The sequence below is a fragment of the Serratia sp. LSHTC3 genome (genome assembly GCF_057197125.1).
Genome location: NZ_JBXUNP010000002.1, coordinates 34,372 through 60,110, shown reverse-complemented (window position 1 = coordinate 60,110; position 25,739 = coordinate 34,372). Strand labels below are relative to the sequence as shown.

General features: G+C 61.8%; 25 protein-coding genes and 1 riboswitch. Of the genes, 10 read left to right on the top strand and 15 right to left on the bottom strand.

Annotation, left to right across the window (positions count from 1 at the left end; translation table 11 throughout):
• The first annotated feature begins 5 nt into the window (after nt 1-5).
• Together fbpC and AC2CGI_RS07485 are read left to right on the top strand one after the other, a co-directional pair.
• Nucleotides 6-1,052 carry a ferric ABC transporter ATP-binding protein gene (fbpC, locus tag AC2CGI_RS07490; RefSeq protein ID WP_015377028.1) on the top strand — a complete coding sequence of 349 codons (1,047 nt, stop codon included), beginning with the start codon at nt 6-8 and terminating at the stop codon, nt 1,050-1,052.
• A 246-nt stretch (nt 1,053-1,298) separates the two neighbouring features.
• Complete coding sequence (locus tag AC2CGI_RS07485) at nt 1,299-1,565, top strand: hypothetical protein (protein WP_015377027.1); 267 nt, start codon at nt 1,299-1,301, stop codon at nt 1,563-1,565.
• Nucleotides 1,566-1,606: 41 nt separating this feature from the next.
• Here the strand turns inward: AC2CGI_RS07485 and dusC are convergent, their stop codons facing one another.
• From dusC to rhlE, 3 genes are all read right to left on the bottom strand, one after another.
• Nucleotides 1,607-2,539: a tRNA dihydrouridine(16) synthase DusC gene (gene dusC, locus AC2CGI_RS07480; RefSeq protein WP_004939740.1), complete on the bottom strand. Its 933-nt coding sequence runs from the start codon at nt 2,537-2,539 to the stop codon at nt 1,607-1,609.
• 84 nt (nt 2,540-2,623) lie between these two features.
• Nucleotides 2,624-3,583, bottom strand: a complete 960-nt coding sequence (locus tag AC2CGI_RS07475) for a D-2-hydroxyacid dehydrogenase family protein (protein WP_015377025.1) — start codon at nt 3,581-3,583, stop codon at nt 2,624-2,626.
• A 113-nt stretch (nt 3,584-3,696) separates the two neighbouring features.
• Complete coding sequence (rhlE, locus tag AC2CGI_RS07470) at nt 3,697-5,076, bottom strand: ATP-dependent RNA helicase RhlE (protein ID WP_076740461.1); 1,380 nt, start codon at nt 5,074-5,076, stop codon at nt 3,697-3,699.
• A 297-nt stretch (nt 5,077-5,373) separates the two neighbouring features.
• On the opposite strand from rhlE, the gene AC2CGI_RS07465 reads away from it, so the two are divergent.
• The 5 genes from AC2CGI_RS07465 to AC2CGI_RS07445 are packed head-to-tail and all read left to right on the top strand — an operon-like array spanning nt 5,374 to nt 11,092.
• Nucleotides 5,374-6,072 carry a CerR family C-terminal domain-containing protein gene (locus AC2CGI_RS07465; RefSeq protein ID WP_021503995.1) on the top strand — a complete coding sequence of 233 codons (699 nt, stop codon included), beginning with the start codon at nt 5,374-5,376 and terminating at the stop codon, nt 6,070-6,072.
• An 18-nt stretch (nt 6,073-6,090) separates the two neighbouring features.
• Nucleotides 6,091-7,077, top strand: a complete 987-nt coding sequence (hlyD, locus tag AC2CGI_RS07460) for a secretion protein HlyD (protein WP_076740462.1) — start codon at nt 6,091-6,093, stop codon at nt 7,075-7,077.
• A gap of 8 nt (nt 7,078-7,085) precedes the next feature.
• Nucleotides 7,086-8,822, top strand: coding sequence for an ATP-binding cassette domain-containing protein (locus AC2CGI_RS07455; RefSeq protein ID WP_076740463.1), 1,737 nt, complete (start codon nt 7,086-7,088; stop codon nt 8,820-8,822).
• The gene (locus AC2CGI_RS07450) at nt 8,819-9,973 is read left to right on the top strand and encodes an ABC transporter permease (protein WP_004939756.1); all 1,155 of its coding nucleotides are present in this window, start codon (nt 8,819-8,821) and stop codon (nt 9,971-9,973) included. Before AC2CGI_RS07455 ends, AC2CGI_RS07450 begins: the two co-directional genes overlap by 4 nt.
• Nucleotides 9,974-9,985: 12 nt before the next feature.
• A complete protein-coding gene (locus AC2CGI_RS07445) occupies nt 9,986-11,092 on the top strand; it encodes an ABC transporter permease (protein WP_076740464.1) in 1,107 nt (368 codons plus the stop codon).
• A gap of 70 nt (nt 11,093-11,162) precedes the next feature.
• On the opposite strand, the gene AC2CGI_RS07440 is transcribed toward AC2CGI_RS07445, so the two are convergent.
• The 6 genes from AC2CGI_RS07440 to moaA form a co-directional block, all read right to left on the bottom strand.
• On the bottom strand, nt 11,163-11,873 hold the full coding sequence (locus tag AC2CGI_RS07440) for a Bax inhibitor-1/YccA family protein (protein WP_004939761.1): 711 nt from the start codon (nt 11,871-11,873) through the stop codon (nt 11,163-11,165).
• A 130-nt stretch (nt 11,874-12,003) separates the two neighbouring features.
• Nucleotides 12,004-12,471 (bottom strand): molybdopterin synthase catalytic subunit MoaE, encoded by a 468-nt coding sequence (moaE, locus tag AC2CGI_RS07435; protein WP_004939764.1) that lies wholly within the window; start codon nt 12,469-12,471, stop codon nt 12,004-12,006.
• Between the two features lie 2 nt (nt 12,472-12,473).
• The gene (gene moaD / locus AC2CGI_RS07430; protein WP_004939768.1) at nt 12,474-12,719 is read right to left on the bottom strand and encodes a molybdopterin synthase sulfur carrier subunit; all 246 of its coding nucleotides are present in this window, start codon (nt 12,717-12,719) and stop codon (nt 12,474-12,476) included.
• Nucleotides 12,716-13,195 (bottom strand): cyclic pyranopterin monophosphate synthase MoaC, encoded by a 480-nt coding sequence (gene moaC / locus AC2CGI_RS07425; RefSeq protein WP_004939770.1) that lies wholly within the window; start codon nt 13,193-13,195, stop codon nt 12,716-12,718. Before moaC ends, moaD begins: the two co-directional genes overlap by 4 nt.
• A gap of 3 nt (nt 13,196-13,198) precedes the next feature.
• A complete protein-coding gene (gene moaB / locus AC2CGI_RS07420) occupies nt 13,199-13,714 on the bottom strand; it encodes a molybdenum cofactor biosynthesis protein B (RefSeq protein WP_015377018.1) in 516 nt (171 codons plus the stop codon).
• A 24-nt stretch (nt 13,715-13,738) separates the two neighbouring features.
• Nucleotides 13,739-14,725, bottom strand: a complete 987-nt coding sequence (moaA, locus tag AC2CGI_RS07415; protein ID WP_076740465.1) for a GTP 3',8-cyclase MoaA — start codon at nt 14,723-14,725, stop codon at nt 13,739-13,741.
• Nucleotides 14,712-14,856: riboswitch (molybdenum cofactor riboswitch) on the bottom strand. It overlaps the preceding gene by 14 nt.
• Before the next feature lie 260 nt (nt 14,857-15,116).
• Here moaA and AC2CGI_RS07410 point away from each other — a divergent pair.
• On the top strand, nt 15,117-16,034 hold the full coding sequence (locus tag AC2CGI_RS07410) for a gluconeogenesis factor YvcK family protein (RefSeq protein ID WP_004939781.1): 918 nt from the start codon (nt 15,117-15,119) through the stop codon (nt 16,032-16,034).
• A gap of 6 nt (nt 16,035-16,040) precedes the next feature.
• Here the strand turns inward: AC2CGI_RS07410 and AC2CGI_RS07405 are convergent, their stop codons facing one another.
• Complete coding sequence (locus tag AC2CGI_RS07405) at nt 16,041-16,307, bottom strand: VF530 family protein (protein ID WP_004939783.1); 267 nt, start codon at nt 16,305-16,307, stop codon at nt 16,041-16,043.
• Nucleotides 16,308-16,407: 100 nt separating this feature from the next.
• The gene (gene uvrB, locus AC2CGI_RS07400) at nt 16,408-18,420 is read right to left on the bottom strand and encodes an excinuclease ABC subunit UvrB (protein WP_076740466.1); all 2,013 of its coding nucleotides are present in this window, start codon (nt 18,418-18,420) and stop codon (nt 16,408-16,410) included.
• A gap of 1,107 nt (nt 18,421-19,527) precedes the next feature.
• Between uvrB and AC2CGI_RS07395 the strand changes: the two genes are divergently transcribed.
• Both AC2CGI_RS07395 and AC2CGI_RS07390 read left to right on the top strand, forming a co-directional pair.
• Nucleotides 19,528-20,238 (top strand): ATP-binding cassette domain-containing protein, encoded by a 711-nt coding sequence (locus AC2CGI_RS07395; RefSeq protein WP_076740467.1) that lies wholly within the window; start codon nt 19,528-19,530, stop codon nt 20,236-20,238.
• Between the two features lie 129 nt (nt 20,239-20,367).
• Nucleotides 20,368-21,999, top strand: a complete 1,632-nt coding sequence (locus AC2CGI_RS07390; protein ID WP_076740468.1) for a hypothetical protein — start codon at nt 20,368-20,370, stop codon at nt 21,997-21,999.
• A 53-nt stretch (nt 22,000-22,052) separates the two neighbouring features.
• Here the strand turns inward: AC2CGI_RS07390 and bioD are convergent, their stop codons facing one another.
• From bioD to bioB, 4 genes are read right to left on the bottom strand one after another with little or no spacing between them, the layout of a single operon-like run.
• Nucleotides 22,053-22,733, bottom strand: coding sequence for a dethiobiotin synthase (gene bioD, locus AC2CGI_RS07385; protein ID WP_076740469.1), 681 nt, complete (start codon nt 22,731-22,733; stop codon nt 22,053-22,055).
• Nucleotides 22,726-23,493 (bottom strand): malonyl-ACP O-methyltransferase BioC, encoded by a 768-nt coding sequence (gene bioC / locus AC2CGI_RS07380; RefSeq protein ID WP_015377013.1) that lies wholly within the window; start codon nt 23,491-23,493, stop codon nt 22,726-22,728. The genes bioD and bioC overlap by 8 nt, the downstream gene beginning before the upstream one ends.
• Nucleotides 23,477-24,628, bottom strand: coding sequence for an 8-amino-7-oxononanoate synthase (gene bioF, locus AC2CGI_RS07375; protein ID WP_076740470.1), 1,152 nt, complete (start codon nt 24,626-24,628; stop codon nt 23,477-23,479). Before bioF ends, bioC begins: the two co-directional genes overlap by 17 nt.
• Complete coding sequence (gene bioB, locus AC2CGI_RS07370) at nt 24,628-25,665, bottom strand: biotin synthase BioB (RefSeq protein WP_025160023.1); 1,038 nt, start codon at nt 25,663-25,665, stop codon at nt 24,628-24,630. The genes bioF and bioB overlap by 1 nt, the downstream gene beginning before the upstream one ends.
• Nucleotides 25,666-25,739: the final 74 nt, after the last annotated feature.

The following is a 25,739-nucleotide window of genomic DNA, read 5'->3' as shown; positions in this document are numbered from 1 at the left end:
CCATGATGAGCCAGAAAAATTTCGTTGAACTGCGCAACGTCTCCAAACGGTTCGGCAACAACACGGTAATCGATAACATCACGCTCACCATCCCGCGGGGGCAAATGGTGACGCTGCTCGGCCCTTCCGGCTGCGGCAAAACCACCATTTTGCGCCTGGTCGCCGGGCTGGAAAAGCCGAGCGACGGGCAGATATTCATTGATGGTGAAGACGTTACCCATCGTTCCATCCAGCAGCGTGATATCTGCATGGTGTTCCAGTCTTATGCCCTGTTCCCGCATATGTCACTGGGGGAAAACGTCGGCTATGGCCTGAAGATGCTCGGCATCCCGCGCGCCGAAGTGAAAGCGCGCGTGCAGGAAGCGCTGGCGATGGTAGATCTGGCGGGGTTTGACGATCGCTATGTCGATCAGATCTCCGGCGGCCAACAGCAGCGCGTGGCCCTGGCGCGCGCGCTGATCCTCAAGCCGAAAGTGCTGCTGTTCGACGAGCCGTTGAGCAACCTCGACGCCAACCTGCGCCGCAGCATGCGTGAAAAGATCCGCGAGCTGCAAAAGCAGTTTGATATCACGTCGCTGTACGTCACCCACGATCAGAGCGAGGCTTTTGCGGTCTCCGACACCGTACTGGTGATGAATAAAGGGCATATCATGCAGATGGGCTCGCCGCAGGATCTCTATCGGCAGCCCGCCTCGCGCTTTATGGCGAGCTTTATGGGGGACGCCAACCTGTTCCCGGCCAGCTTCAGCGCCGACCATGTCGATATCAGCGGCTATCGTCTGCCGCGCCCCGCGCACTTTGCCGCCCAGGGCGCCGGCACGGTGGGCGTGCGCCCGGAGGCGATCACGCTGAGCGAGCATGGCGATGAAAGCCAGCGCTGCGTGATCGAACATGTCGCCTACATGGGGCCGCAGTATGAGGTAACGGTGGCGTGGCACGGGCAGCAAATTTTGCTGCAGGTTAACGCCACCCGCCTGCAACCGAACGTCGGCGAGCAGTATTATCTGGAAATTCACCCCTACGGCATGTTTATGCTGGCGGACGCGGCATAATAAGCATCACTCTTAAGCGTTAGAATAACGGTCATCCCGTATGGGATGGCCGAAAATAATCGCCAAAAACACCGTATTTATCTATTTTTACAATTCCACCCAAGTCCTTGTTCAGCCGAACAATAAATATAGCCACACCCACTCAAAAATAACCACCCAGACCACCGAGGGTGATATTTTTATTTGGATAGGGTAAGCTTAGTCCCGCAGTCGAAATTATTTAACGGCCAACTCAAGGAGAAATTCATGAGCAACAATGCAAATGCACAGGCGCAGCTGGATAATTTACGCAACGTCGCTTCCCAGCTGAAGGAAATGCGCCACTACGCACAGTCGAATATCGAGACGCTCTCCGCACACTGGCTGGCCTTCGATCAGGGGGAATGCAAAAATAAGGTATTCGCCGAAGCCATTAACGACCTGTTGAATAAACAGGGCGCCTGTCTGGAAGGACTGGAAAAAACCATTCAGGATATCGAGATAGAATTAAACCGTCTTGATAAAGCCGCCTGATAATGCCGATTTAAATAAACCCGCTGCGCGCGGGTTTATTTTCAGCTGCGGCAGATGACGCGCGCAATATCCCCGGACGTCGTCAGCGCGCGTATTTCGCTGAACAGTTCAGTCGCTTCATCATATTCTTTACGCAAATAACCCAGCCACTGTTTAATGCGCGCCACGTGATACAGACCGGTGTCGCCCTGCTTTTCCAGATGGACGTATTTTTGCAGCAGCTCAACCACCTGCGGCCAGGGCATGCGCGGTTCGTTATATTTCACCACCCGGCTCAGGTTCGGCACGTTGAGCGCGCCGCGCCCCAGCATGATGGCGTCGCAGCCGGTCGCCTGCAGGCAATCCTGCGCGCTCTGGTGATCCCAGATCTCGCCGTTGGCGACAACCGGGATGCTCAGCCGCTGACGGATCTCGCCGATCGCCGCCCAGTTGATGCGATCCGCCTTGTAGCCGTCCTCTTTGGTGCGGCCGTGCACCGTCAGCTCACTGGCGCCCGCCTGCTGTACCGCATCGGCGATTTCAAAGCTGCGATTGGAGGAGTCCCAGCCCAGGCGCACCTTCACCGTGACCGGCAGATGGGCCGGCACCGCCGCGCGCATCGCTTTGGCGCCCTGATAGATCAATTCCGGATCTTTGAGCAGCGTCGCCCCGCCGCCGCTGCCGTTCACCAGCTTGGACGGGCAGCCGCAGTTGAGATCGACGCCGTAAGAGCCCAATTCCACCGCACGCGCGGCGTTTTCCGCCAGCCACTGCGGATACTGCCCCAGCAGCTGTACCCGCACCAGCGTGCCCGACGGCGTGCGGCTGGCGTGACGCAGCTCCGGGCACAGCCGGTAGAACGACTTGGCCGGCAGCAGCTGATCGACCACGCGCAAAAATTCGGTGATGCACAGATCGTAGTCGTTCACTTCGGTGAGTAACTCACGCACCAAAGAATCGAGAACGCCCTCCATCGGAGCCAATAATACGCGCATGACCAATCCCAGCTAAAAAAAGACCCGCAATGATACGGGTGAATGCCCGCGCCAGACAAGCCTCAGCGGGCATTAAAAATGCCGTCAGCCCAGCCGGCGGATCGGTTGGCCGGCAAGGAACGCCGCAATGTCCTCGACCGCCTCGGTGAAGTAGGCGCGGTAATTGTCGTCCGCCACATAACCCACATGCGGCGTCGCCAGCACGTTGGGCAGCTGGCGAAACACGTCGTCGGCCGGCAGCGGCTCCGTCTCGAACACGTCCAGCCCGGCGCCGGCGATCTTACGCTGTTGCAGGACGTCCACCAACGCCGCCCGATCGACGATGCCCGCGCGCGAGGTATTGATCAGGTACGCGGTGGGCTTCATCGCCGCCAATTCATCACGCCCCACCAACCCGCGGCTGCGATCGCTCAGCACCAGGTGAATGGAGACAAAGTCGCTCTGCTCAAACAGCGCCCGCTTGGACGGCGCCAGCTCAGCGCCCTCCTGCGCCGCCCGTTCCGCCGTCAGGTTCTGGCTCCAGGCCAGCACCCGCATGCCGAACGCCTGCGCCACCCGGGCCATCTGGCCGCCGATCTTGCCCAGCCCCAGCAACCCCAGCGTCTTGCCCTGCAGCGTGACGCCTAAGCCCAGCTGCCACGGGCCATTGTTTTGCAGCCCGACGCTTTCCGGCACGATATGCTTCGCCAGCCCGAGCAGCAGCGCCCAGGTCAGTTCCATCGGCGCGGCCGAGCCGCTGGCGGTGCCGCACACCACCACGCCGCGCTCGGCGGCGGCGGCCAGATCGATAGCGGCGTTGCGCATGCCGGAGGTGATCAGCAGCTTCAGCTTCGGCAGCCGAGCCAGCAGCGAGGCGGTCATCGGCGTGCGCTCGCGCATGATGACCAGAATGTCGCACTCCTGCAGATGCACCGCCAGCTCCGCTTCATCGGTAAAGTGCGCGCTGATGGCCGACACCTCCACCCGATCGGCCAGCGCCGACCAGTCCGCCATCTTGAGCGCCACCTGTTGGTAATCATCGAGAATTGCGCACTTCAATTTCATCTCCGTCTCCTGGAATTAGGTTTAGCCACCGTCCAGCCTAGTACGAAAATGCCGTTCCGCCAGGCAAAAAAAAAGCCGCCCGTATCGGCGGCTTACTCTTTGAGCAATCAGGCTTATTCGGCCGGTTTGCGGCTGCGCGGGCGGCGCGAAGACGGCGCACCGGAACGACGCTGGCCATCACCCTGCGGGCGGGCGTTACCGTTAGCGTTGCCACGGTTTTCACGCTGGCCGCCGTTCGCGTTACCGCTGCGCTGACCGCCGCCGTTACCGGAACGCTGGCCGCCGCCGTTGCCGCGCGGCGCGCCGCGCCCGCCACCCTGACGGCCGTTGATGATCGGCTCGGCCTTGATGGTCGGATCCGGCTCGTAGCCCGGCAGCGCAATGCGCGGAATTTCACGCTTCAGCAGACGCTCGATGTCGCGCAGCAGCTTGTGCTCATCCACGCACACCAGCGAGATAGCCTCACCGGTACGCTCCGCGCGGCCGGTACGGCCGATACGGTGCACATAGTCTTCCGGCACGTTAGGCAGCTCGTAGTTCACCACGTGCGGCAGCTGGTCGATATCCAGACCGCGCGCCGCGATGTCGGTCGCCACCAGCACGCGGATGCGGCCGTCTTTGAAATCGGCCAGCGCGCGGGTACGGGCGCCCTGGCTCTTGTTACCGTGGATCGCCGCGGCGGTGATGCCGTCTTTGTTCAGCTGTTCCGCCAGGTGGTTGGCGCCGTGCTTGGTGCGGGTAAACACCAGCACCTGTTTCCAGTCGCCTTCGCCGATCATCTGCGACAGCAGTTCCCGCTTACGCTTCTTGTCGACGAAGTGCACGCTCTGCTCAATCTGCTCGGACGCGGTGTTGCGGCGCGCCACTTCCACCGAGGCCGGGTTATGCAGCAGCTTGTTGGCCAGCGCCTTGATGTCGTCGGAGAAGGTCGCGGAGAACAGCAGGTTCTGGCGCTTGGCCGGCAGCTTGGCCAGCACGCGGCGAATGTCGTGGATAAAGCCCATGTCCAGCATGCGGTCCGCTTCATCCAGCACCAGAATTTCGATTTTGGACAGGTCAACCGCGTTCTGATGCTCCAGATCCAGCAGACGGCCCGGCGTCGCCACCAGGATATCGACGCCGCCGCGCAGCTTCATCATCTGCGGGTTGATGCTCACGCCGCCAAACACCACCAGCGAACGCAGGCGCAGGTGTTTGCTGTAGGCATCGACGTTTTCGCCGATCTGCGCCGCCAGCTCACGGGTTGGCGTCAGGATCAGCGCGCGCACCGGGCGACGGCCCTTGACCGGATGGTCATGCTTGCTCAGCAGCTGCAACAGCGGCAGGGTAAAACCGGCGGTTTTACCGGTGCCGGTCTGGGCGCTGGCCATCAGGTCACGACCTTCAAGCACGACAGGGATAGCCTGACGCTGGATTGGCGTCGGTTCACGATAGCCCTGTTCTTCAACAGCGCGCACAATTTCAGCACTTAAGCCGAGGGTTTCAAATGACATAAAGAGAAAAACTCCAGATCCCCCCTAACCTAACGGTGTTCGGTGCAGTTTCCTGGGAGGATGATCAGACGGGGCATTAAGCATGACCACGAGGGATTGGCACAAACTGCAGTGCACCAGGCGGCGATTGTAACAGAAGTCGCGCAATAAAAAGCACTTTTACGCACCCAGAGCACAATCTGCCGTAAATTCAGCATTGTCTGAAGCCGATCACATAACTCATTGTGGTTAGCGGTTGCGTTTTAGACAATCTGGCATAAAGTTAATCATATGATTGATTAACTTCGAGCGTGACCCATGCCAGCTTCCGTACCTCATCAGGCCGCCGGCCGGGCGCGCGGCGAGCAAACGCGCCGGCAACTGCTCGCCGCGGCGACCGAACTGTTCGGCGAATTCGGCCTGCAGGGCGCCACCACGCGCGATATCGCCCAGCGCGCCGGCCAGAACATCGCCGCCATCACCTACTACTTCAGCTCCAAAGAGGGGCTGTATCTGGCCGTAGCGCAGTCGCTCGCCGATTTCATCCAGCAGGCGTTCGCCCCGTTGGCCGAAGAGGTCGATCGCTTTGGGCAAGAAGCGCCCGAACAACGCTCACCCGACGCGGCGCTACGCTTGCTGCAGCGCGGCCTGCTGGCCTTCAGCGAGCTGATGACCCAGCCGCACACGCTGAACCTGAGCAAAATCATGTCGCGCGAACAGCTCGCCCCGACCGAGGCCTATCCGCTGATCCACCGCCAGGTGATCGCGCCGATGCACGAGCGGCTGTGCCGCCTGCTGTCGGCCGCCACCGGCATTGACGAGCACGCCACTCGCCTGGTGCTGCATACCCACGCGCTGATCGGCGAGGTGCTGTCGTTCCGCGTAGCGCGAGAGACCATCCGCCGTCAGGCCGGCTGGCAAGAGATTGGTGAAAGTGAAGCTGCGCAGATCGCGGCGGTGCTGAGCGAGCATATCGAGATTTTGGTTATTGGGCTGCGCCAACGTCACGGCGCGTAAATTCAGGCAGGGAGTGTTATGAACAAAAAACGCAGTGCCTTGGTCGTGTTGTTAATTCTGCTGATCGCGGCCGCCGCTTACGCGGTCTGGCATTACCAACAGCAGCAGGATAAGCCGCTGACGCTGTACGGCAACGTCGATATCCGCACGGTCAACCTCGGCTTCCGCGTCGACGGCCGCCTGGCGTCGCTGACGGTGGATGAAGGCGATACCGTTCAGCCGGGCCAGCTGCTCGGCAAACTGGACGATGCCCCCTATCGCAACGCGCTGCAGCAGGCCGAGGCCAACGTCGGCAGCGCGCGTGCCAAACTGTCGCTGCTTCAGGCCGGCTATCGCACCGAAGAGATCGCCCAGGTGCAGTCAGAAATGGCGCAGCGCCAGTCCGCCTTCGCCTACGCCGACAGCTTCCTGAAGCGCCAGCAAGGGCTGTGGGCGAAAAACGCCACGTCCGCCGACGCGCTGGAGGATGCGCGCACCGCCCGCAATCAGGCGCAGGCCAATTTGCAAGCGGCGAAGGACAAGCTGTCGCAATACCGCAGCGGCAATCGCCCGCAAGAGATTGAACAGGCCAAGGCCGAGGTGGCGCAAAGCGAAGCGGCGTTGGCGCAGGCGCAATTGAACCTGCAAGACGCCACGCTGGTCTCCCCGTCCGCCGGCACGGTGCTGACCCGCGCGGTAGAGCCGGGCACCATGCTCGGCGCCGGCGGCACGGTGTTCACCCTGTCGCTGACCCGGCCGGTGTGGGTGCGCGCCTACGTCAACGAGACCAGCCTGAACCAGGCGGTGCCCGGCACCGAGCTGGAAATTTACACCGACGGCCGCCCCGGCAAGCCTTACCACGGCAAGATCGGTTTCGTCTCGCCGACCGCGGAATTCACGCCGAAAAGCGTTGAAACACCGGATCTGCGCACCGATCTGGTGTATCGCCTGCGGGTGATCGTCACCGACGCCGACGACGCGCTGCGTCAGGGCATGCCGGTCACCCTGCGCTTCACCAAACCCTGAGGCCGGCCATGGAACAGGCGCACACCATCGAGTTGGAAGGGCTGGAAAAGCGCTTCCCGTCGCTTGAGAAACCGGCGGTCGCCAGCCTGACCACCACCCTGCGCAGCGGCGCGGTCATCGGGCTGGTCGGGCCGGACGGCGCCGGCAAAACCACCCTGCTGCGCATGCTGGCCGGGCTGCTGCAGCCCAGCAGCGGCAAGCTGCGGGTCGCCGGGCTGGATCCGATCGAGCAGGATCGTCAACTGCACGCGATCCTCGGCTACATGCCGCAGAAGTTCGGGCTGTATGAGGATCTGACGGTGATGGAGAACCTGACGCTGTACGCCGATCTGCGCGGCGTTACCGGCGATCTGCGGCGCCAGACCTTCGAACGGCTATTGAAATTTACCGATCTGACGCGTTTCACCGAGCGCCTGGCGGGCAAGCTGTCCGGCGGCATGAAGCAAAAACTGGGACTGGCCTGCACGCTGGTGGGCGAACCCCAGGTGCTGCTGCTGGATGAGCCGGGCGTCGGCGTCGATCCGATCTCGCGCCGCGAGCTGTGGCGCATGGTGCACGAGCTGGCCAACGACGGCATGTTGATCCTGTGGAGCACCTCTTATCTCGACGAGGCCGAGCAGTGCCGCGAAGTGCTGTTGCTCAACGAGGGTGAGCTGCTGTTCAGCGGCGCGCCGCAGGATCTGACCCAGCGCATGGCCGGGCGCACGGTGTTGATCGCCGCGCCGCCGGGCAGCCATCGATCGTTGCTGCAGCGGGCGATCTGCCTGCCGGCGGTCACCGACGGCGTGATCCAGGGCAAGTACCTGCGCCTGATCCTGAAAGAAGGCGAAGATCACCGGCAGCTGCTGCAGGCGCTGGATCTACCGGACGCCGAACTGGACGAAGCGGATCCGCGCTTCGAGGATGCGTTTATCGATCTGCTCGGCGGCGGCCCCAACCATCGCTCGGCGCTGGCGGAGATCATGCCGACCGTCAACGGTGAAAGCGGCGAAACGGTGATCGAAGCGGTGCAGCTGACCAAAAAATTCGGCGACTTCGCCGCCACCGATCACGTCGACTTTCAGGTGCGGCGCGGAGAAATCTTCGGCCTGCTCGGCCCGAACGGCGCCGGCAAGTCCACCACCTTCAAAATGATGTGCGGCCTGCTAGTGCCGTCCGGCGGCAAGGCGCTGGTGCTGGGGATGGATCTGAAGACCAGTTCCGGCAAGGCGCGCCAACGCCTCGGCTACATGGCGCAAAAATTCTCGCTGTACGGCAACCTGACGGTGGCGCAGAACCTGAAGTTCTTCTCCGGTGTCTACGGCCTGAGCGGCAAGGCGCAGCGCGACAAAATCGACGAAATGTCGCGCGCCTTCAACTTCGCGCCGATCCTCGATCAGACGCCGGACGCGCTGCCGCTCGGCTTCAAACAGCGCCTGGCGCTGGCCTGCGCGCTGATGCACGAACCGGATATTCTGTTCCTCGACGAACCGACTTCCGGCGTCGATCCGCTGACGCGGCGCGAGTTCTGGCTGCACATCAACGGCATGGTCGACAAGGGCGTCACGGTGATGGTGACCACCCACTTTATGGACGAGGCGGAATACTGCGACCGCATCGGCCTGGTGTATCGCGGCAAGATCATCGCCGCCGGCACGCCGGACGATCTCAAACAACAGGTGGCGCGCGACGACAATCCCAGCCCTTCGATGGAGCAGGCGTTTATCGAGCTGGTGCAGGGCTACGACGAGGAGGAAACGCGGTGAGCGATAACCGACCCCCAATCGACGACGGCGGCTTCTCCTGGCGCCGGCTGCGCGCGCTGTGCCTGAAGGAGACGCGGCAGATACTGCGCGATCCCAGCAGCGGCCTGATCGCCTTCGTCATCCCGCTGATGCTGCTGTTTATCTTCGGCTACGGCATCAACCTGGACTCCAGCAAGCTGCATCTGGGCATTCTGATGGAACAACAGAGCGAAGACGCGCGCGATTTGGCCCACGCCTTCGCCGGTTCGCCCTATATCGAACCGACCATCAGCGATAACCGCCAGCAGCTGATCCAGCAGATGCAGGCCGGCACGATCCGCGGCCTGGTGGTGATCCCGGTGGATTTCGACCAGCGCATGGCGCGCCCGCACGACAGCGCCCCTATCCAGGTGATCACCGACGGCAGCGAGCCGAACACCGCCAACTTCGTGCAGGGCTATGCCCAGGGCGTATGGCAAGTTTGGCAACAGCAACGCGCCGCCGATCGGGGGAGCAGCGACCAGCCGCTGATTGACGTGCAGATGCGCTACTGGTTCAACCCGGCGGCCATCAGCCGGCACTACATCATTCCCGGCGCCATCACCATCATCATGACGGTGATCGGCGCCATTCTCACCTCGCTGGTGATCGCCCGCGAATGGGAGCGCGGCACCATGGAGGCTCTGCTGTCCACCCAGGTGACGCGCAGCGAGCTGCTGCTCTCCAAGCTGATCCCCTATTACTTCCTCGGCATGATCGCCATGGCGCTGTGCATGGCGGTGGCGGTGTGGGTGCTCGGCGTGCCCTATCGCGGTTCGCTGCCGATCCTGCTGCTGATCAGCAGCCTGTTCCTCGCCAGCACCCTCGGCATGGGCCTGCTGATCTCCACCCTCACCCGCAACCAGTTCAACGCGGCGATGGTGGCGCTGAACGCCGCCTTTCTGCCGTCGATCATGCTGTCCGGCTTCATTTTCCAGATCGACAGCATGCCGGCCATCGTGCGCGCGGTGACCTACATCATTCCGGCGCGTTACTTCGTCAGCACGCTGCAAACGCTGTTCCTGGCGGGCAACGTCGGCACCGTGCTGGCGATCAATCTGCTGTTCCTGATCGCTTCCGCCGTGGTGTTCATCGGCCTGACGGCCTGGAAAACCCAGCGCCGGCTGGATTAAGGAGAAAGAGCGATGTTTCACCGTCTGTTGACGCTTATCATCAAGGAAATGCAGGCGCTGCTGCGCGATCCGCAAACCCGCGCCATCCTGATCATGCCGGTGATCCTGCAGGTGCTGCTGTTCCCGTTCGCCGCGACGCTGGAAGTCACCAACGCCACCATCGCGGTCTACAGCGAGGACAGCGGCCAGGCCTCGGTGGAGCTGACCCAACGCTTCGCCAAGGCCAAAGCCTTCTCCCATGTGCTGCTGCTGCTCAATCCTCAGGAGATAAAGACCACCATCGACAACCAGCGGGCGCTGCTGCTGATCCGCTTCCCGGCGCAGTTCTCGCGCGATATCGCCGCCGGCCACACCGCGCCGCTGCAGCTGCTGCTCGACGGGCGCAACTCCAACAGCGCACAGATCGCCGCCAACTACGTGCAGCAGATCGTGCAGGAATATCAGAACGAGCTGCTCGGCAACCGCGCCAAACCCAACAACAGCGAACTGGTGGTGCGCAACTGGTATAACCCGAATCTGGACTACAAATGGTTTGTGGTACCGTCGCTGATCGCCATGATCACCACCATCGGCGTGCTGATCGTCACCTCGCTGTCGGTGGCGCGCGAACGCGAACAGGGCACGCTGGAACAGCTGCTGGTCTCGCCGCTCACCACCTGGCAGATCTTTATCGGCAAGGCGGTGCCGGCGCTGATCGTCGCCAGCTTCCAGTCCAGCATCGTGCTGTTGATCGGCATCTTCCTGTACCAGATCCCGTTCGCCGGATCGCTGTTGCTGTTCTATGCCACCATGCTGCTCTACGGGCTGTCGCTGGTCGGTTTCGGCCTGCTGATCTCGTCGCTGTGCGCCACTCAGCAGCAGGCGTTTATCGGCGTGTTCGTGTTCATGATGCCGGCGATCCTGCTCTCGGGTTACGTCTCGCCGGTGGAGAATATGCCGGTGTGGCTGCAGGATCTGACCTGGGTGAACCCGATACGCCACTTCACCGACATCACCAAGCAGATCTACCTGAAGGACGCCAGCTTCAGCATCATCTGGCGCAGCCTGTGGCCGCTGCTGGTGATCACCGCCACCACCGGCAGCGCCGCCTACGCGCTGTTCCGCCGCAAGATCGCATAAAAAAAGCTCTGCATATCACATGCAGAGCTTTTTGATCGCCAGATACCCTAAGGCTTGAAAGACGACGGATTTAGCGGCGGTTGCCGAAGATGCGCAGCAACATCAGGAACAGGTTGATAAAGTCGAGATACAGCGTCAGCGCGCCGACGATGGCGTACTTGCGGAAGCCGTCTTTATCATCGGCGTTCAGCTGCTCGCCCATCGCCTTGAGTTTTTGCGTGTCGTACGCGGTCAGACCGACGAACACCACCACCCCAATGTAGGTAATCGCCCACATCAGCGCGGTGCTTTTCAGCCAGATGTTCACCAACGAGGCCAGCACGATGCCGATCAATGCCATGAACAGCATGCTGCCAAAGCCGCTCAGATCGCGCTTGGTGGTGTAGCCGTACAGGCTCATGGCGCCGAACATGCCGGCGGTGACCACGAAGGTGCTGGCGATCGAGCTGTAGGTATAAGCGATGAAGATGCTCGACAGCGTCAACCCGGTCAGCGCCGAGTAGAGCATGAACAGCGAGGTGGCCACCGCGCCGCTCAGGCGGTTGACCATGCCGGAAATCACGAACACCAGCGCCAACTGGGCGATAATCAGACCGAAGAAGGTGATCTGGCTGGAGAAGATGAAGTTGAGGATCGCGGGCGTATTGGCCGCATACCAGGAAACGAACGCCGTCAGCAGCAGACCGCAGGTCATCCAGCCGTAAACCTGCGCCATGTAGGCCTGAATGCCGCTGTTGGCACGTTCGACGATTGAACCATTAGAGCGTGGATATCGGTCCATGACGGTTACCTTTTGCGTTGTAAACAAGATTCCGAAGCCCCGCGAACGGGGCTTCGCCTGCTATAAGCGTACCACAGAATAGGCCGCGCGAAAGCGGCAAAGGTCTTGATTTGTTTCCGCTGTTGACGCGTTATTTAGCCGCGTCGTGCCAGCGCTGCGCGGCCTCGCGATCGCTGTCGCGAGCGTCCACCCAACGATCGCCCTGGCCGGTCGCTTCGCGCTTCCAGAACGGCGCGCGGGTCTTCAGGTAGTCCATGATGAACTCGCTGGCGGCGAACGCCATGCTGCGGTGCGCGCCGGTCACGCCAACGAACACGATCTCGTCGCCGGGATACAGCGCGCCAACGCGGTGGATCACCGTCACGCGCTGCAGCGGCCAGCGGCTGCGCGCCTCGGCCACAATCTCCGCCAGCGCCTTCTCGGTCATGCCGGGGTAGTGTTCCAGCGTCAGCGCGCTGACGTCGTCCCCAAGGTTATGGTTGCGCACCTTGCCGGTGAAGGTCACCACCGCGCCGTCGGCGTCGCACTGCGCCAGCCACTGATACTCGTCGCCGACGTTGAACGGCGCTTCGCCCACGCGAATGCGGGTGTTTTCCATGCTTACCCCCCGGTGACCGGCGGGAAGAAGGCCACCTCATCGCCGGCGCGCAGCGGATGATCCGCCGCCACCAGCGACTGATTGACCGCCGCCAGCAGTTTGCCGGACTCCAGCGCCAGCGCCCAGCGATCGCCGCGCGCGCACAGCGCCTGGCGCAGCGCCTCGACGGTCGGGTAATCCGCCGGCATCGACAGCGCGCCGGTACCCACCAGTTCGCGCACCTGCGCGAAGAAAAGAATATCGATCATGCGTTCACCTTAAAATCGCCGGATTTGCCGCCGCTTTTCGCCAGCAGGCGCACCGGGCCGATCACCATGTCTTTCTGTACCGCTTTGCACATGTCATAGATGGTCAATGCCGCCACCGAGGCGGCGGTCAGCGCCTCCATCTCGACGCCGGTTTTGCCGGTCAGCCGGCAGCAGGTTTCGATGCGCACCCGGCTGTGCTCCGTTTGCGCCTCCAGCTGCACTTCGACTTTGCTCAGCATCAGCGGGTGGCACAGCGGGATCAGCTCCCAGGTGCGTTTGGCCGCCTGAATGCCGGCGATGCGCGCCGTGGCGAACACGTCGCCCTTGTGATGGCTGCCGTCGACGATCATCGCCAGCGTGGCGGGCAGCATCTCGACGAAGGCTTCGGCGCGCGCCTCGCGCACCGTTTCGGCCTTGGCGGAAACGTCGACCATATGGGCTTCGCCGGCGGCGTTAATGTGGGTTAGCTGTGTCATGACTCAGGGCTTCTTTAAATGGGGCTGGAAGTTGCACGGCCGATGGCGCGCGTCCAACTGCTCTTCGATAATCCGCTCCCAGGCGGTGCGGCAGGCGCGGGTGGAACCCGGCATGGCGAAAATCACCGTGCGGTTGGCCAGGCCGGCCAGCGCGCGCGACTGGATCGTCGCGGTGCCGATCTCTTCGTACGACACCATGCGGAACAGTTCGCCGAACCCTTCCACCTCTCTGTCGAACAGCGGCAACAGCGCTTCCGGCGTGTTGTCGCGCGCGGTAAAACCGGTGCCGCCGGTGATCAGCACCGCCTGCACGTTGTCATCGGCGATCCACGCGGAAACCCGCGCGCGGATCTGGTAAATGTCATCTTTGACGATGGCGCGATCCACCACCTGATGGCCGGCTTCCTGCGCCGCGTCCTGCAGATATTGGCCGGAGGTGTCTTCCGCCGCGCCGCGGCTGTCGGACACGGTCAGGATGGCGATATGCGCCGCAATAAACTCGCTGCTCGCATGGCTCATGGTTCAATAAGCTCCTATTGGCTGTCAGCCGCCGATAAACGACAGGTTCTGGGTGATCCCGCTGTTGCCCTGATGCAGGAAATGGGTCTGCTTCTTGCTCAGCAGCCCGCTCTGAATGCGCGCCTTCAGCGCATCGAGCTGGCCGTCGTCCGCCAGCAGATCGCGCAGGGGCACCCCCTGCTCGCCGAACAGGCACAGGTGCAGATTGCCGATGGAAGAAACGCGCAGCCGGTTGCAGCTGGCGCAGAAGTCTTTCTCATACGGCATGATAAGACCCACCTCACCCTGGTAGTCCGGGTGGCTGAACACCTGCGCCGGGCCGTCGCTGCGGCCGCGCGCCTGGCGCTGCCAGCCCTGCTGTTCCAGCTGCCGGCGAATCACTTCGCCGGAAACGTGGTGTTTGCGAAACAGCTCGCCGCCCTCGCCGGTTTCCATCAGTTCGATAAAACGCAGTTGGATCGGCCGATCCTTGATCCAGGCGAGAAAGGCGCCGAGCTGCTGGTGATTGACGTCGCGCATCAGCACGGCGTTGACCTTGACCTTGCTGAAACCGGCGCTGAAGGCGGCATCGATGCCGTCCATCACCTGGCGGAACTTGTCCTGACCGGTGATGGCGTGAAACTGACGGGGATCCAGGCTGTCGATGCTGACGTTGATCGCCGTCAGACCGGCGTCACGCCAGGCGGCGACGTCGCGCGCCAGACGGTAGCCGTTGGTGGTGACCGCCAGCGTGCGGATGGCCAGGTTTTCCCGCACGGCGGCGATGATCTCGGCAAAATCACGGCGCAGCGAAGGCTCGCCGCCGGTCAGGCGCACCTTTTCGGTGCCCAGTTCGGCGAACGCGCGGCTGACGCGGCGGATTTCATCCAGCGACAGGAAGCTTTTCGGGCTGCCGCTCGGCTTGTAGCCATCGGGCAGACAATAGGTGCAACGAAAGTTGCACACGTCGGTGATCGACAAGCGCAGGTAATAGAACTTGCGCTCATAAGCATCAATGAGTTGCGGTACCATAACACCTTTCCAAAGTCGGGAGATGCGAGCGTTTCCCCTCTGCACCCTGGTGGCTGACTTCGCCACGGCCCAGGCGCCATATCGTTCCGGATGAACAACGTAGGCGCAGGGGCTAGGAGTTTGATTTCTCTTCCCGCTACCTTGAGTAGCCGGAATGAAACCGTGGTTTTCAGCAGAATTCTAGCGCTAATCGGCAACGATAGCCAACGCGTTAATTCGCTATATAATTGTCTATACAGCGTTTTTAGACGCCGTCTATTCGGGTAAACCATGATAAACATCGCTTGCGTGGACGAATTGACCAGAATCACGCAAATGACACTCTTTATCGCGTTTTTATGCCGGATCCGCTACCTTATGCGGGCAGTTCAGCCCCTTTGTAAGGAAATTTATGCGTAATCGTACCCTCGCCGATCTCGACCGCGTGGTGGCGTTGGGCGGCGGACACGGTCTGGGCCGTGTGATGTCGGCCCTGTCGTCCTTAGGCTCCCGCCTGACCGGCATCGTCACCACCACCGACAACGGCGGTTCCACCGGCCGCATCCGCCGTTCGGAAGGCGGCATTGCCTGGGGCGATACCCGCAACTGCCTCAACCAGCTGATCACCGAGCCGAGCGTCGCCTCGGCGATGTTCGAATACCGCTTCAGCGGCAACGGCGAACTGGCCGGCCATAACCTGGGCAACCTGATGTTGAAAGCGCTGGATCACCTGAGCGTGCGCCCGCTGGAAGCGATCAACCTGGTGCGCAGCCTGCTGAAGGTGGACGCGGCGCTGATCCCGATGTCGGAGCAGCCGGTGGATTTGATGGCGCACGATCACGAAGGCAACCATGTTTACGGTGAAGTGAATGTCGACCAACTGACTCTTATGCCGCAGGAGCTGATGCTGTCGCCCCCGGTCAACGCCACGCGCGAAGCGCTGGACGCCATCGCGCAAGCCGACGTGATCCTGATCGGGCCGGGCAGTTTCCTCACCAGCCTGATGCCGCTGCTGCTGCTGGACGATCTCACCCAGGCGCTGCGCCGCAGCAGCGCCAGCATGATCTATATCGGCAACCTCGGCCGCGAACTGAGCGTGGCCGCCGCGGCACTGTCGTTAAAGGATAAGCTGACGCTGATGGAAGAGAAGATCGGCCGCCGGATGATCGATGCGCTGATTGTCGGCCCGGCGGTGGACACCAGTGAAGTGCAGGATCGGGTGGTGATTCAACAGCCGCTGGAAGCGAGCGACATCCCCTACCGCCACGATCGCCAGCTGCTGCGCCAGGCGCTGGATCACGCGCTGGTGGAGCTGGCTGCCCGCCGCTGACCGAATTTAGCCGTCGCGCCCGCGCAGCCAGGGGTTATCGCTGGCCGGGGCGGGATGGCTGACCATATCGATATACAGATCTTCCACCTCTTTGCGCGCCCAGGGCGTGCGACGCAAAAACTTCAGACTGGACTTGATGCTCGGATCGCTGCGGAAACAGTTGATGCGAATGCGCGCGCCCAGTTCGGACCAACCGTAGTGATCCACCAGTTTATTCAGCAGTTGCTCCAGCGTCACGCCGTGCAGCGGGTCTTTAGACTGGTGTTGGCTCATGTTCGGTACTCTTCGTGGTCAAATCGGGCCGCACACCATAACAGCTTTGACGCGGCCGACAAGGAATTTTGACGCCCACAGCGCGGGCGCCGTCCAACGGTCAGGAAATCGCGATGAACTGCTCGCGCAGCTGGTGGATTTCGTCGCGCAGCGCAGCCGCCTGCTCGAACTCCAGGTTCTGCGCATGGGTGTACATCTGCGCCTCCAGATCGCGGATTTTCTGATCCAGCGCTTTCGGCGTGAGGTTCTGCAGTTGAGCGCCACCGTCCGCCGCCTTGCTCCTGCCTTTCCCCTTGGCGCGGTTGACCGGCTGACCGATCTGCAGAATATCGCCGATCTTCTTGTTCAGCCCCTGCGGCACGATGCCGTTGACTTCGTTATAGGCCTGCTGCTTGGCGCGGCGCCGCTCGGTTTCACCGATCGCCTTGGCCATCGAATCGGTGATGCGATCGCCATACAGGATCGCCTTGCCGTTCAGGTTACGCGCCGCGCGGCCGATGGTCTGGATCAGTGAACGCTCGGAACGCAGGAAGCCTTCCTTGTCGGCGTCCAGAATCGCCACCAGCGACACCTCAGGCATGTCGAGGCCCTCACGCAGCAGGTTGATACCCACCAGCACGTCAAACTCGCCCAGACGCAGGTCACGGATGATTTCGACCCGCTCCACGGTATCGATATCCGAGTGCAGGTAGCGCACGCGCTCGCCATGCTCTTCCAGGTATTCGGTCAGGTCTTCCGCCATGCGTTTGGTCAGGGTGGTCACCAGCACGCGCTCGTTGATCGCCGCGCGCTTGCGGATCTCGGAGAGCAGATCGTCCACCTGAGTAGCGACCGGCCGCACTTCCACGATCGGATCCAGCAGCCCGGTCGGCCTCACCACCTGATCGATCAGATCGCCGCCGGATTTCTCCAGCTCATATTTGCCCGGCGTGGCGGAAACATAGATGGTCTGCGGCGCCAGCGCCTCGAACTCCTCGAAGCGCAGCGGGCGGTTGTCCAGCGCCGACGGCAGACGGAAGCCGTACTCCACCAGCGTTTCCTTGCGCGCGCGGTCGCCTTTGAACATCGCGCCGATCTGCGGAATGGTGACGTGGGATTCGTCGACCACCAGCAGGCCGTCCGCCGGCAGGTAGTCGAACAGCGTCGGCGGCGGCTCGCCCTCGGCACGCCCGGAAAGGTAGCGCGAGTAGTTTTCGATGCCCGAGCAGTAGCCCAGCTCGTTCATCATCTCCAGATCGAACTGGGTGCGCTGCGTCAGGCGTTGCTCTTCCAGCAGCTTGTTGTTGGCCAGCAGCACCTTGCGGCGGTCCGCCAGATCGACCTTGATCTCTTCCATCGCCTGCATGATCCGCTCGCGCGGCGTCACGTAGTGCGACTTCGGGTAAATGGTAAAACGCGGCACCACCTGCTCAATCTGCCCGGTCAGCGGATCGAACAGCGACAGCCGTTCCACTTCTTCGTCGAACAGCTCGACGCGCAGCGCCAGCTCGTCCGATTCCGCCGGGAAGATGTCGATCACCTCGCCGCGCACGCGGAAGGTGGCGCGCTGGAAAGCCTGATCGTTGCGGGAATACTGCAGCTCCGCCAGGCGGCGCAAAATGGAGCGCTGATCGATGATCATCCCCTGGGTCAGGTGCAGCATCATCTTCAGGTAAAGATCCGGATCGCCCAGACCGTATATCGCCGACACCGACGCCACCACCACCACGTCGCGCCGCTCCAGCAACGCCTTGGTGGCGGAAAGACGCATCTGCTCGATGTGCTCGTTCACCGAAGCGTCTTTTTCAATGAAGGTGTCGGAGCTGGGCACGTAGGCTTCCGGCTGGTAGTAGTCGTAGTAGGAGACGAAGTATTCCACCGCATTCTCAGGGAAAAACGCTTTCATCTCGCCGTACAGCTGCGCCGCCAGCGTCTTGTTCGGCGCCAGCACCATGGTCGGCCGATTCAGATCGGCTATCACGTTGGCGATGGTGAATGTCTTGCCCGAACCGGTGACCCCCAGCAGCGTCTGGTGCGCCAGGCCGTCTTCCAGCCCCTCTTCCAGCTTGCGGATGGCTTCCGGCTGATCGCCGGCCGGTTTGAACTCGGAATGCAGTTTGAAAAGTTTACTCATTGCTCGGCTACCCTGTGGAGATGCGCGCGCTCAGGCGGCCAGCCGGCTCTGCGCCGGATATGGCCCCTAATTATGGAAAGTGTCGGCGATTTGCGCCAGTGCCCATGATACTGGATATAAAACCAGCTTCAAGCGGATTCGTCGCTGCGCCCGGCACGGCGGCGATGCCGTTGCACCGTGAGGTTACAGCCGGGTGACATTTTTATTGTCAATAACAGATTTATCCCCAGAACTTGCCGAAAATTAACTTATTGATAGCACCGCGTCGAAAAATCATACATAGAGACCTGATCAATACCCTTGTGTATTGATTTTAATTAATCTATTGATATATAACATTTTTAATAAAAAGACGAGAATGCGGGCAAAGCGAACAGAACCCGCGTCCGCTCTCGCTTTACAGCGTTTTTCTAAATCTAATGCACAAGGTTATCCACAGGAATAGTGGATAACTCTCACCGCCCCGCCCGGGGCGGGAGTTACAGAAAGAAAGCTTTTCGCCCTTTACACTCGCCAAAATGGCTTTTTTAGTTATTTTTTCATAAAAATATCGCTTTGTTTATGCCGATTAATACTAAAAATCCCCATTGCCAAAATCGCATCGGCCCCTTTCTCGCGGATCGCGCTTGACGGCGGCGCAATGCCTTGCACCACGCCCTCACCGCAGAGCACCACAAGAGTGCAAAAAACGTCCGGGTTAACTTCCCCGCGTATTTTCAGGCCGCCGCGGCAGAGCGCGTCAGGCCTGATTAGCGGTTAACAAGGCGATAACAATCCCCGTTTTCACCCGGCGGTAAAACTGGCCTGAGAGTTGCTTTATCTTCCTGCGTATCAATGCGGTGCGGCGGCGTGATGCGCTGCCAGCCACAGCGTGTACCCCTCGCGGTGCGATCGCCTGTAAAAGCGCAAGAACGACACCAAGTCGTCACAAGCGTCGTTTTTAACAACATATTGACTGTCATTCCGTCCACCGTAGACCTTGCTCTGGCTCATCGGACGGACGGCATCTTGTTCCAGACATTGCCACACTCGGGAAATTCGCCGCGCATGCGGCCTTTGCTGTCCCCCGCCAACGAGTGAAACGAGCGTCTATGAGGAGAATGCCAAATGCTGAGCCTGAGATCGGTCAATCAATTCTACGGTCAAAACCACACCCTGTGGGACATCAACCTGGAGCTGCCGCGCGGCCAGTGCACCGTGCTGCTCGGGCGCAACGGCGTGGGCAAGACCACGCTGGTCAACTGCATCATGGGGCATTTGCCGGTAGTGAGCGGCAGCATGACCTGGCAGCCGGCAGATCAGCCGCCGCAAAACCTTCTGCTGCAACCGATGGAGCGCCGCGCCGCACTCGGCATCAGCCACGTCCCGCAAGGGCGGCAACTCTTCTCGCAGCTGAGCGTGGAAGAGAATCTGCAGGTGGCGCAGATGGCCGTGCGCGGCGCCCCTCGCCGCATTCCGCCGCTGATCTACAGCCTGTTTCCCAATTTGCGCCAGATGCGTACCCGCCGCGCCGGCGATCTGTGCGAAGGCGCCCAACGCCAGTTGGCGATCGGCCGTGCGTTGGCCCAGGAACCGGCGCTGCTGATCCTCGACGAACCCACGGCGGGCGTGCCGCCGTCGATCGCCGCCGACATCGGCAACGTGATCCGCAGGCTCAACTATGAATTGGGCATGACCATTTTGCTGGTAGAGCATCAGCTGCCGTTCGTGCGCCGGGTGGCGGACCGCTTTTGTCTGCTCGATAGCGGGCGCACCGTGGCGCACGGCGCGCTGACGCAGCTGGATGAGGCGCTGATCGGCACCGGGCTGGCGGAGTGAGTGGTCGGGTTAGCGATTAGGTTGCTGTTGTATCAGCCACGGCCGGTCTGCGCCCAATAGGCACGGGCCCGCCGTCTTTTCATACTCGATAGGGGTCACACCGACACCATAATATCGAGGGATGTAAGCATGACAGACAACAACGCGGCATTTATTCAATACGCGGATTTGCGCAACAAAAACTGGAATCTGCAGGAACGTCTTAATATTGAAGGCATTTACGTCAGTTCGCGCGACGAACTGGTCGGCGCACAAGACTTTATCATCAAAACGTTAAAACGCCCTGCGATTGTCAGATTCGCCGCGCCTTTTGCCCTTTGGTCGGCGCCTAAAACCGATATCAATGTCGGGTTCGTCTATATCGACGGCAACGGCGTCAACATCACTACCGAGATCCCCAACGGCACGGAAAGCGACCATAACTATTTCCTGCGCTGCTATACCAGCAGCGGCGCGCTGGATAACAACGTTCCTATTCGCCCGGCGCCTATCATGAAAGATTTCACCGTAAAGGGCATCGGCGCCAGGATTAACAACAAAGATGAAACGACGATCGAATACACCTATATCGACGGCGTCCGTTTCGATTCGCCTGAAGGCCCGCTGGGCAACTTTTCCGTCAATAACGTCTATATTTCCGGCTTCTACTACGGCCTGTACTACGGCACCAATGCCTATATCGCCCACCACTACGCCTGTGAAGTCATTCGCTGTTTTGAGTGCCTGCATATGCCTTCAACGAACAGCGGCGCCCAAAACTTCGGCGAAGGCATCAACTTCTTCGGTGGCACCCTCGGCAATTCCCAGGGGTTGGCCGTTCGCAACGCTAACCCCAACGGCGCCTTCCGCCTGTTCGGTACTTCGATCGACTATGCCGGCTCGATTGCCGACGTTGAGGCCGGTAGCATTGAATTGCATGGCTGCCATATGGAATTCAACAACGGTAATAGTCCGCTTATGGAAATTCCCTTCCGTTGCAGCGCCAATCAAAATGCATCGCTGTTGATTCACGGCGGCGAAATCATCGTCGCCGGCGGCCGACTGGCGCAAGCGTCGCTGTTTTACGCCGAGGCCGGCAGTAGCGGGATTATCGTCGACAGCGTGAAGTTCTATGGCGTAAGAACCGCCAGCGGCCGCTATTTCAGCGGTACCGGCGACTTTGTCATCGTCAATAGCCGACTGGATGGCGGTGGGGGTGGCGCCGGGATCCAGACGCTGGTCGGCGCCGTGAATAACAAGTTAAAAGACGGTGAGTTCGCCTTTTCCGCTAAGCCGTTTGGCTGGGAAGTGACAGGCGGCACGATCAGCGAGCCCTTTACCTCAGACGCAGTGACTATCAGTATCGAAGCCGGCGCAGGCGTCAACGGCAGTAATGCCCTGAAAGTGACCAAGTTGGGCAACGCCAATACCAACGCCGGAGTGAGAGTGATCGTGCCCGCCGCGCAATATGAGCAGTTGGGCGCCTGTTTTACCCTGAAAACGGTCAACGGCGGTACCGGCAATCTGTTCGCGACGCTGCAATATGCCTGTATCCAGGAACATGCGGACAACGGCATCTCGCTCGTCGCCAAAGCCGCGCCGGCAGCCTGGGACGCCGCCTTGAAAGCCGATGCTTACGCCGAGTACACCGAATATCGTTTCAACGCCAATCGACGAAAAGTCCCGGTCTGGGCGACCCATGTCATCCTGACGTTCAACCTGTATGCCCTGGCGAAAAATGGCGTGCTTTATCTCGATAACGCCTGTATTACCGCCATGTAAAAGCCAACGCCGGGTCATAAGACCCGGCGTTGTGATTCATCAGCCAGAACCTCTCACTGCGCCAGCAGGCTGATGTCCAGATACTGCCCCAGCGGCGCCCGTTCGGCCTGCGGCAGGTGCGGGATTTCGCCTAGCAGCTGCGCCGGCAGCATGCGGCGCAGCGTGGCCAGGTATTCCTGATGCCGCCGCCCCGGCGGCGCCACGTCGTTGGCGATCCAACCGGCCAGCGTCAGCCCCGCCTGTTGCACCGCCTGCGCCGTCAACACCGCATGGTTGATGCAGCCCAGTTTGATACCCACCACCAGGAGCACCGGCAGTTGCTCCTGCTGCACCCAGTCGGCGAAGGTGTACTGCGCCGACAGCGGAGTAAACCACCCGCCGGCGCCCTCGACCAATACCCAGTCGGCGCGCTGTTCCAGCCGGCGCAGGCCGTCGGACAGCCGCGCTGCGTCGATCGGCCGGCCTTCATCGGCGCTAACGATATGCGGCGAAGTCGGTTCGGCAAAAACGTAAGGGTTCACTTCGTCGTACCCCAGCGCCACGCCGCTGTTGGCCTGCAGCGCCAGCGCGTCGCCGTTGCGCAGCCCCTCGGCGGTCATCTCGCTGCCGGAAGCCACCGGCTTATAGCCGGCGCTGCGGTAGCCCGCCAGATTGGCGGCCTGCAGCAAGGCGCTGCTGGCGACGGTTTTCCCCACTTCGGTGTCGGTGCCGGTCACGAACCAACGTTTAATCACGATAAATCACTCCATAAGCCAGATGATAGCTGAGCGGGAACTGCCCCTGCCGGCACGGGTAAGCCGCCTGCAGCGCGGCGAGGCGGCCGCGCGACATCAGGCCGCCCTCGCGTCCCTGGTGCAGATGCGTCGCCCCGATGCCCTTGAGCGAACGCATCAGCGTCATCACGTCCGGGTAATTCAGGGTACGCAGCTCCGTCACCAGCTCGTGTCGATAGTCGGCACAGGCGGCGCGGATCTGCGCCAGCGGCAGGAAGGCGTTCACGTGACGTTCGCCGTCCACCTGTTGCCAGGCGTCCCCCAATTCCTGCAGCGAGCCCGCCGCCAGCGTGGAGAACAGGATCACACCGCCGGGCCGGGTGACGCGATACAGCTCCGCCAACGCTGCGGGCAGATCGCTGCACCACTGCACCACCAGGCTGCTGAAACAGATGTCCATCGCCGCGTCGGGCAACGGCACCTGCTCGATATCGCCCAACAGATAATGGTGCGCCGCCTGTTGCTGGCGGGCGAATGCCAACATCCCCGGCGCCAGATCGAGCGCCGTCACCTGCTTGCCGCGCTCGCGCCACAGACGGCTGAAATAGCCGGTGCCGCAGCCGGCATCCAGCAGCCGTTCGCCCGGGTGGGAACTCCCCATCCCCAGTAAGCGCTCGCCAACGTCACGCTGCAGCGCGGCGGCGGCGTCGTAGCTGCCGGCCGCGCGGCTGAAGGCCGAGGCGACCGCCTGTTTGTTCACTGTGTCATTGGCTGACGTCATGCAATACCTCCAGCAGGCGATCGATATCCTGCGGCTGGTGCGCCGCCGTCAGGGTAATGCGCAGCCGCGCGCCGCCCGGCGGTACCGTCGGCGGACGGATGGCGCTCACCCACAGGCCGCGATCGCGCAGACGGGTCGCCAGATCGAGCGCACGCTGATTGTCCCCCACCAGCAGCGGCTGGATGGCGGTGTCGGAATCCGTCAGGGTCAGCGCCAGCGGCGCCGCGCCCTGGCGGAAACGCCGGATGTTGTCCTGCAGCCGGGCGCGCAGTTCATCACCCTCTCGAATGCAGGCCAGCGCCGCCTGCAGCGCGCAGGCCTGCGCCGGCGGCATCGCGGTGCTGTAGATCAGATGGCGAGCGAACTGCAGCAGATACTCGGCGGTCGCCTCATCGCACAGCACTGCCGCGCCGCTGACGCCGAACGCTTTGCCGAAGGTCGCCACCAGCAGTTCAGGACGCACGCCCTGCTGCCAGCAGCTGCCGCGGCCTTGCTCGCCGCGCACGCCGACGCCGTGGGCATCGTCCACCATCAGCCAGGCGCCCGCCGCGCGGGTTAAGCGATGCAGCTCCGCCAACGGTGCGCCGTCGCCGTCCATGCTGAACACCCCTTCGGTCACCGCCAGCCGCTGCCCGTCGCAGGGTTTAGCCAGCAGATCCGCCAACGCCTGCGGCTGATTGTGCTGGAAGCGGCGCAGCTCGGCCGGCGACTGCGCCGCCGCCTCCAGCAGCGAGGCATGGCTGAGGCGATCGGCCAAAATGCGATCGCCCTTCTGCATCAACGCCGCCAGCACCGCCTGGTTGGCGGCGTAACCGGAGATGAACAGCAGCGCGCGCGGATAGCCGAGCCACGCCGCCAGTTGCTCTTCCAGCGCCTGATGCGCCGCGCTAAAGCCGGTGACGTGGCCCGAACCGCCGCTGCCGACGCCGTAACGCTGCGCGCCCTGCTGCCAGGCGGCGATCACCCGCGCATCCTGGCTCAGCCCCAGGTAGTCGTTACCGGAGAAGTTCAGGTAGAGACGATCGCCGAGCCGGATCTGGCGGCCGTTGCCGCCCTCGGTGGCCTGTCGCCGGCGGTAGGCGGCGTTGAGGCGCCGCTCCGCCAGCGCCTGCTCGATGCGTTGCTGCCAGCTCATCACGGCGCCGCGTTGTAAAACTCGGCGGTATCGGCGTTCAGCAGTTGCTTGGCCAGCACCTGCTGTTGCTGGTTGTCGCCGTGTTCGGTTGCGGTCTGCTGCGGGTTGAGCCCCAGCTTGCGGAACAGCTGCAGGTCTTTGTCTTCTTCCGGATTCGGCGTGGTCAGCAGCTTGCAGCCGTAGAAGATGGAGTTGGCGCCGGCCATGAAGCACATCGCCTGCGTCTGTTCGTTCATCTGTTCGCGGCCGGCGGAGAGACGGACATAAGAGGCCGGCATCATGATGCGCGCCACCGCGATAGTGCGGATGAAATCGAACGGATCGACGTCATCGTTATCCGCCAGCGGCGTGCCTTTCACCTTCACCAACATGTTGATCGGCACGCTCTCCGGCGGTTTCGGCAGGTTGGCTAGCTGCACCAGCAGCCCGGCGCGGTCGCGCACCGTTTCACCCAGCCCAACGATGCCGCCGGAGCACACTTTGATGCCGGCGTCGCGCACTTTGTCGAGCGTATCCAGGCGTTCCTGGTAGCTGCGGGTGGTGATGATGCTGCCGTAGAACTCCGGCGAGGTATCGAGGTTATGGTTGTAATAATCCAGCCCGGCTTCCGCCAGCCGCTCGGCCTGAGTGCCGTCAAGCGTGCCCAGCGTCATGCAGGTTTCCATGCCCATCGCTTTCACGCCCTGCACCATCTGCTGCAGATAAGGCATATCGCGCTCGTGCGGGTTCTTCCACGCCGCGCCCATGCAAAAACGGGTCGAGCCGTTCGCCTTGGCCTTGCGCGCCGATTCCAGTACCTGCTCGACCTGCATCAACCGCTCCGACTCCAGGCCGGTCTTGTAGCGTGAGCTCTGCGGGCAGTATTTACAGTCTTCCGGGCAAGCGCCGGTTTTGATCGACAGCAGTGTGCTGACCTGCACCTGACGCGGGTCGAAGTGCTGACGGTGTACGGTTTGCGCTTCGAACAGCAGTTCCAGCAGCGGTTTATCAAACAGGGCCTGGGCTTGCCCTACTGTCCAGTGAATGCGGTCGGCCATCATGGCGTCTCCAAAACGAAAAAGTGTCGCCAGTTTAAATATTGCGGATATACTGTCAACCAATCTTAATTCAA

What these genes read in the sequence shown, in the direction of transcription:
- AC2CGI_RS07465 (WP_021503995.1), top strand. Translation starts at nt 5,374, where the DNA reads ATGCCAGCTTCCGTACCTCATCAGGCCGCCGGCCGGGCGCGCGGCGAG.
- AC2CGI_RS07485 (WP_015377027.1), top strand. Translation starts at nt 1,299, where the DNA reads ATGAGCAACAATGCAAATGCACAGGCGCAGCTGGATAATTTACGCAAC.
- AC2CGI_RS07475 (WP_015377025.1), bottom strand. Translation starts at nt 3,583, where the DNA reads ATGAAATTGAAGTGCGCAATTCTCGATGATTACCAACAGGTGGCGCTC.
- fbpC (WP_015377028.1), top strand. Translation starts at nt 6, where the DNA reads ATGAGCCAGAAAAATTTCGTTGAACTGCGCAACGTCTCCAAACGGTTC.
- moaD (WP_004939768.1), bottom strand. Translation starts at nt 12,719, where the DNA reads ATGATCGATATTCTTTTCTTCGCGCAGGTGCGCGAACTGGTGGGTACC.
- AC2CGI_RS07410 (WP_004939781.1), top strand. Translation starts at nt 15,117, where the DNA reads ATGCGTAATCGTACCCTCGCCGATCTCGACCGCGTGGTGGCGTTGGGC.
- moaA (WP_076740465.1), bottom strand. Translation starts at nt 14,725, where the DNA reads ATGGTACCGCAACTCATTGATGCTTATGAGCGCAAGTTCTATTACCTG.
- AC2CGI_RS07440 (WP_004939761.1), bottom strand. Translation starts at nt 11,873, where the DNA reads ATGGACCGATATCCACGCTCTAATGGTTCAATCGTCGAACGTGCCAAC.
- hlyD (WP_076740462.1), top strand. Translation starts at nt 6,091, where the DNA reads ATGAACAAAAAACGCAGTGCCTTGGTCGTGTTGTTAATTCTGCTGATC.
- moaC (WP_004939770.1), bottom strand. Translation starts at nt 13,195, where the DNA reads ATGACACAGCTAACCCACATTAACGCCGCCGGCGAAGCCCATATGGTC.
- uvrB (WP_076740466.1), bottom strand. Translation starts at nt 18,420, where the DNA reads ATGAGTAAACTTTTCAAACTGCATTCCGAGTTCAAACCGGCCGGCGAT.
- bioC (WP_015377013.1), bottom strand. Translation starts at nt 23,493, where the DNA reads ATGACGTCAGCCAATGACACAGTGAACAAACAGGCGGTCGCCTCGGCC.
- AC2CGI_RS07405 (WP_004939783.1), bottom strand. Translation starts at nt 16,307, where the DNA reads ATGAGCCAACACCAGTCTAAAGACCCGCTGCACGGCGTGACGCTGGAG.
- dusC (WP_004939740.1), bottom strand. Translation starts at nt 2,539, where the DNA reads ATGCGCGTATTATTGGCTCCGATGGAGGGCGTTCTCGATTCTTTGGTG.
- AC2CGI_RS07395 (WP_076740467.1), top strand. Translation starts at nt 19,528, where the DNA reads ATGCTGAGCCTGAGATCGGTCAATCAATTCTACGGTCAAAACCACACC.
- AC2CGI_RS07445 (WP_076740464.1), top strand. Translation starts at nt 9,986, where the DNA reads ATGTTTCACCGTCTGTTGACGCTTATCATCAAGGAAATGCAGGCGCTG.
- bioB (WP_025160023.1), bottom strand. Translation starts at nt 25,665, where the DNA reads ATGGCCGACCGCATTCACTGGACAGTAGGGCAAGCCCAGGCCCTGTTT.
- AC2CGI_RS07390 (WP_076740468.1), top strand. Translation starts at nt 20,368, where the DNA reads ATGACAGACAACAACGCGGCATTTATTCAATACGCGGATTTGCGCAAC.
- moaE (WP_004939764.1), bottom strand. Translation starts at nt 12,471, where the DNA reads ATGGAAAACACCCGCATTCGCGTGGGCGAAGCGCCGTTCAACGTCGGC.
- bioF (WP_076740470.1), bottom strand. Translation starts at nt 24,628, where the DNA reads ATGAGCTGGCAGCAACGCATCGAGCAGGCGCTGGCGGAGCGGCGCCTC.
- AC2CGI_RS07455 (WP_076740463.1), top strand. Translation starts at nt 7,086, where the DNA reads ATGGAACAGGCGCACACCATCGAGTTGGAAGGGCTGGAAAAGCGCTTC.
- moaB (WP_015377018.1), bottom strand. Translation starts at nt 13,714, where the DNA reads ATGAGCCATGCGAGCAGCGAGTTTATTGCGGCGCATATCGCCATCCTG.
- rhlE (WP_076740461.1), bottom strand. Translation starts at nt 5,076, where the DNA reads ATGTCATTTGAAACCCTCGGCTTAAGTGCTGAAATTGTGCGCGCTGTT.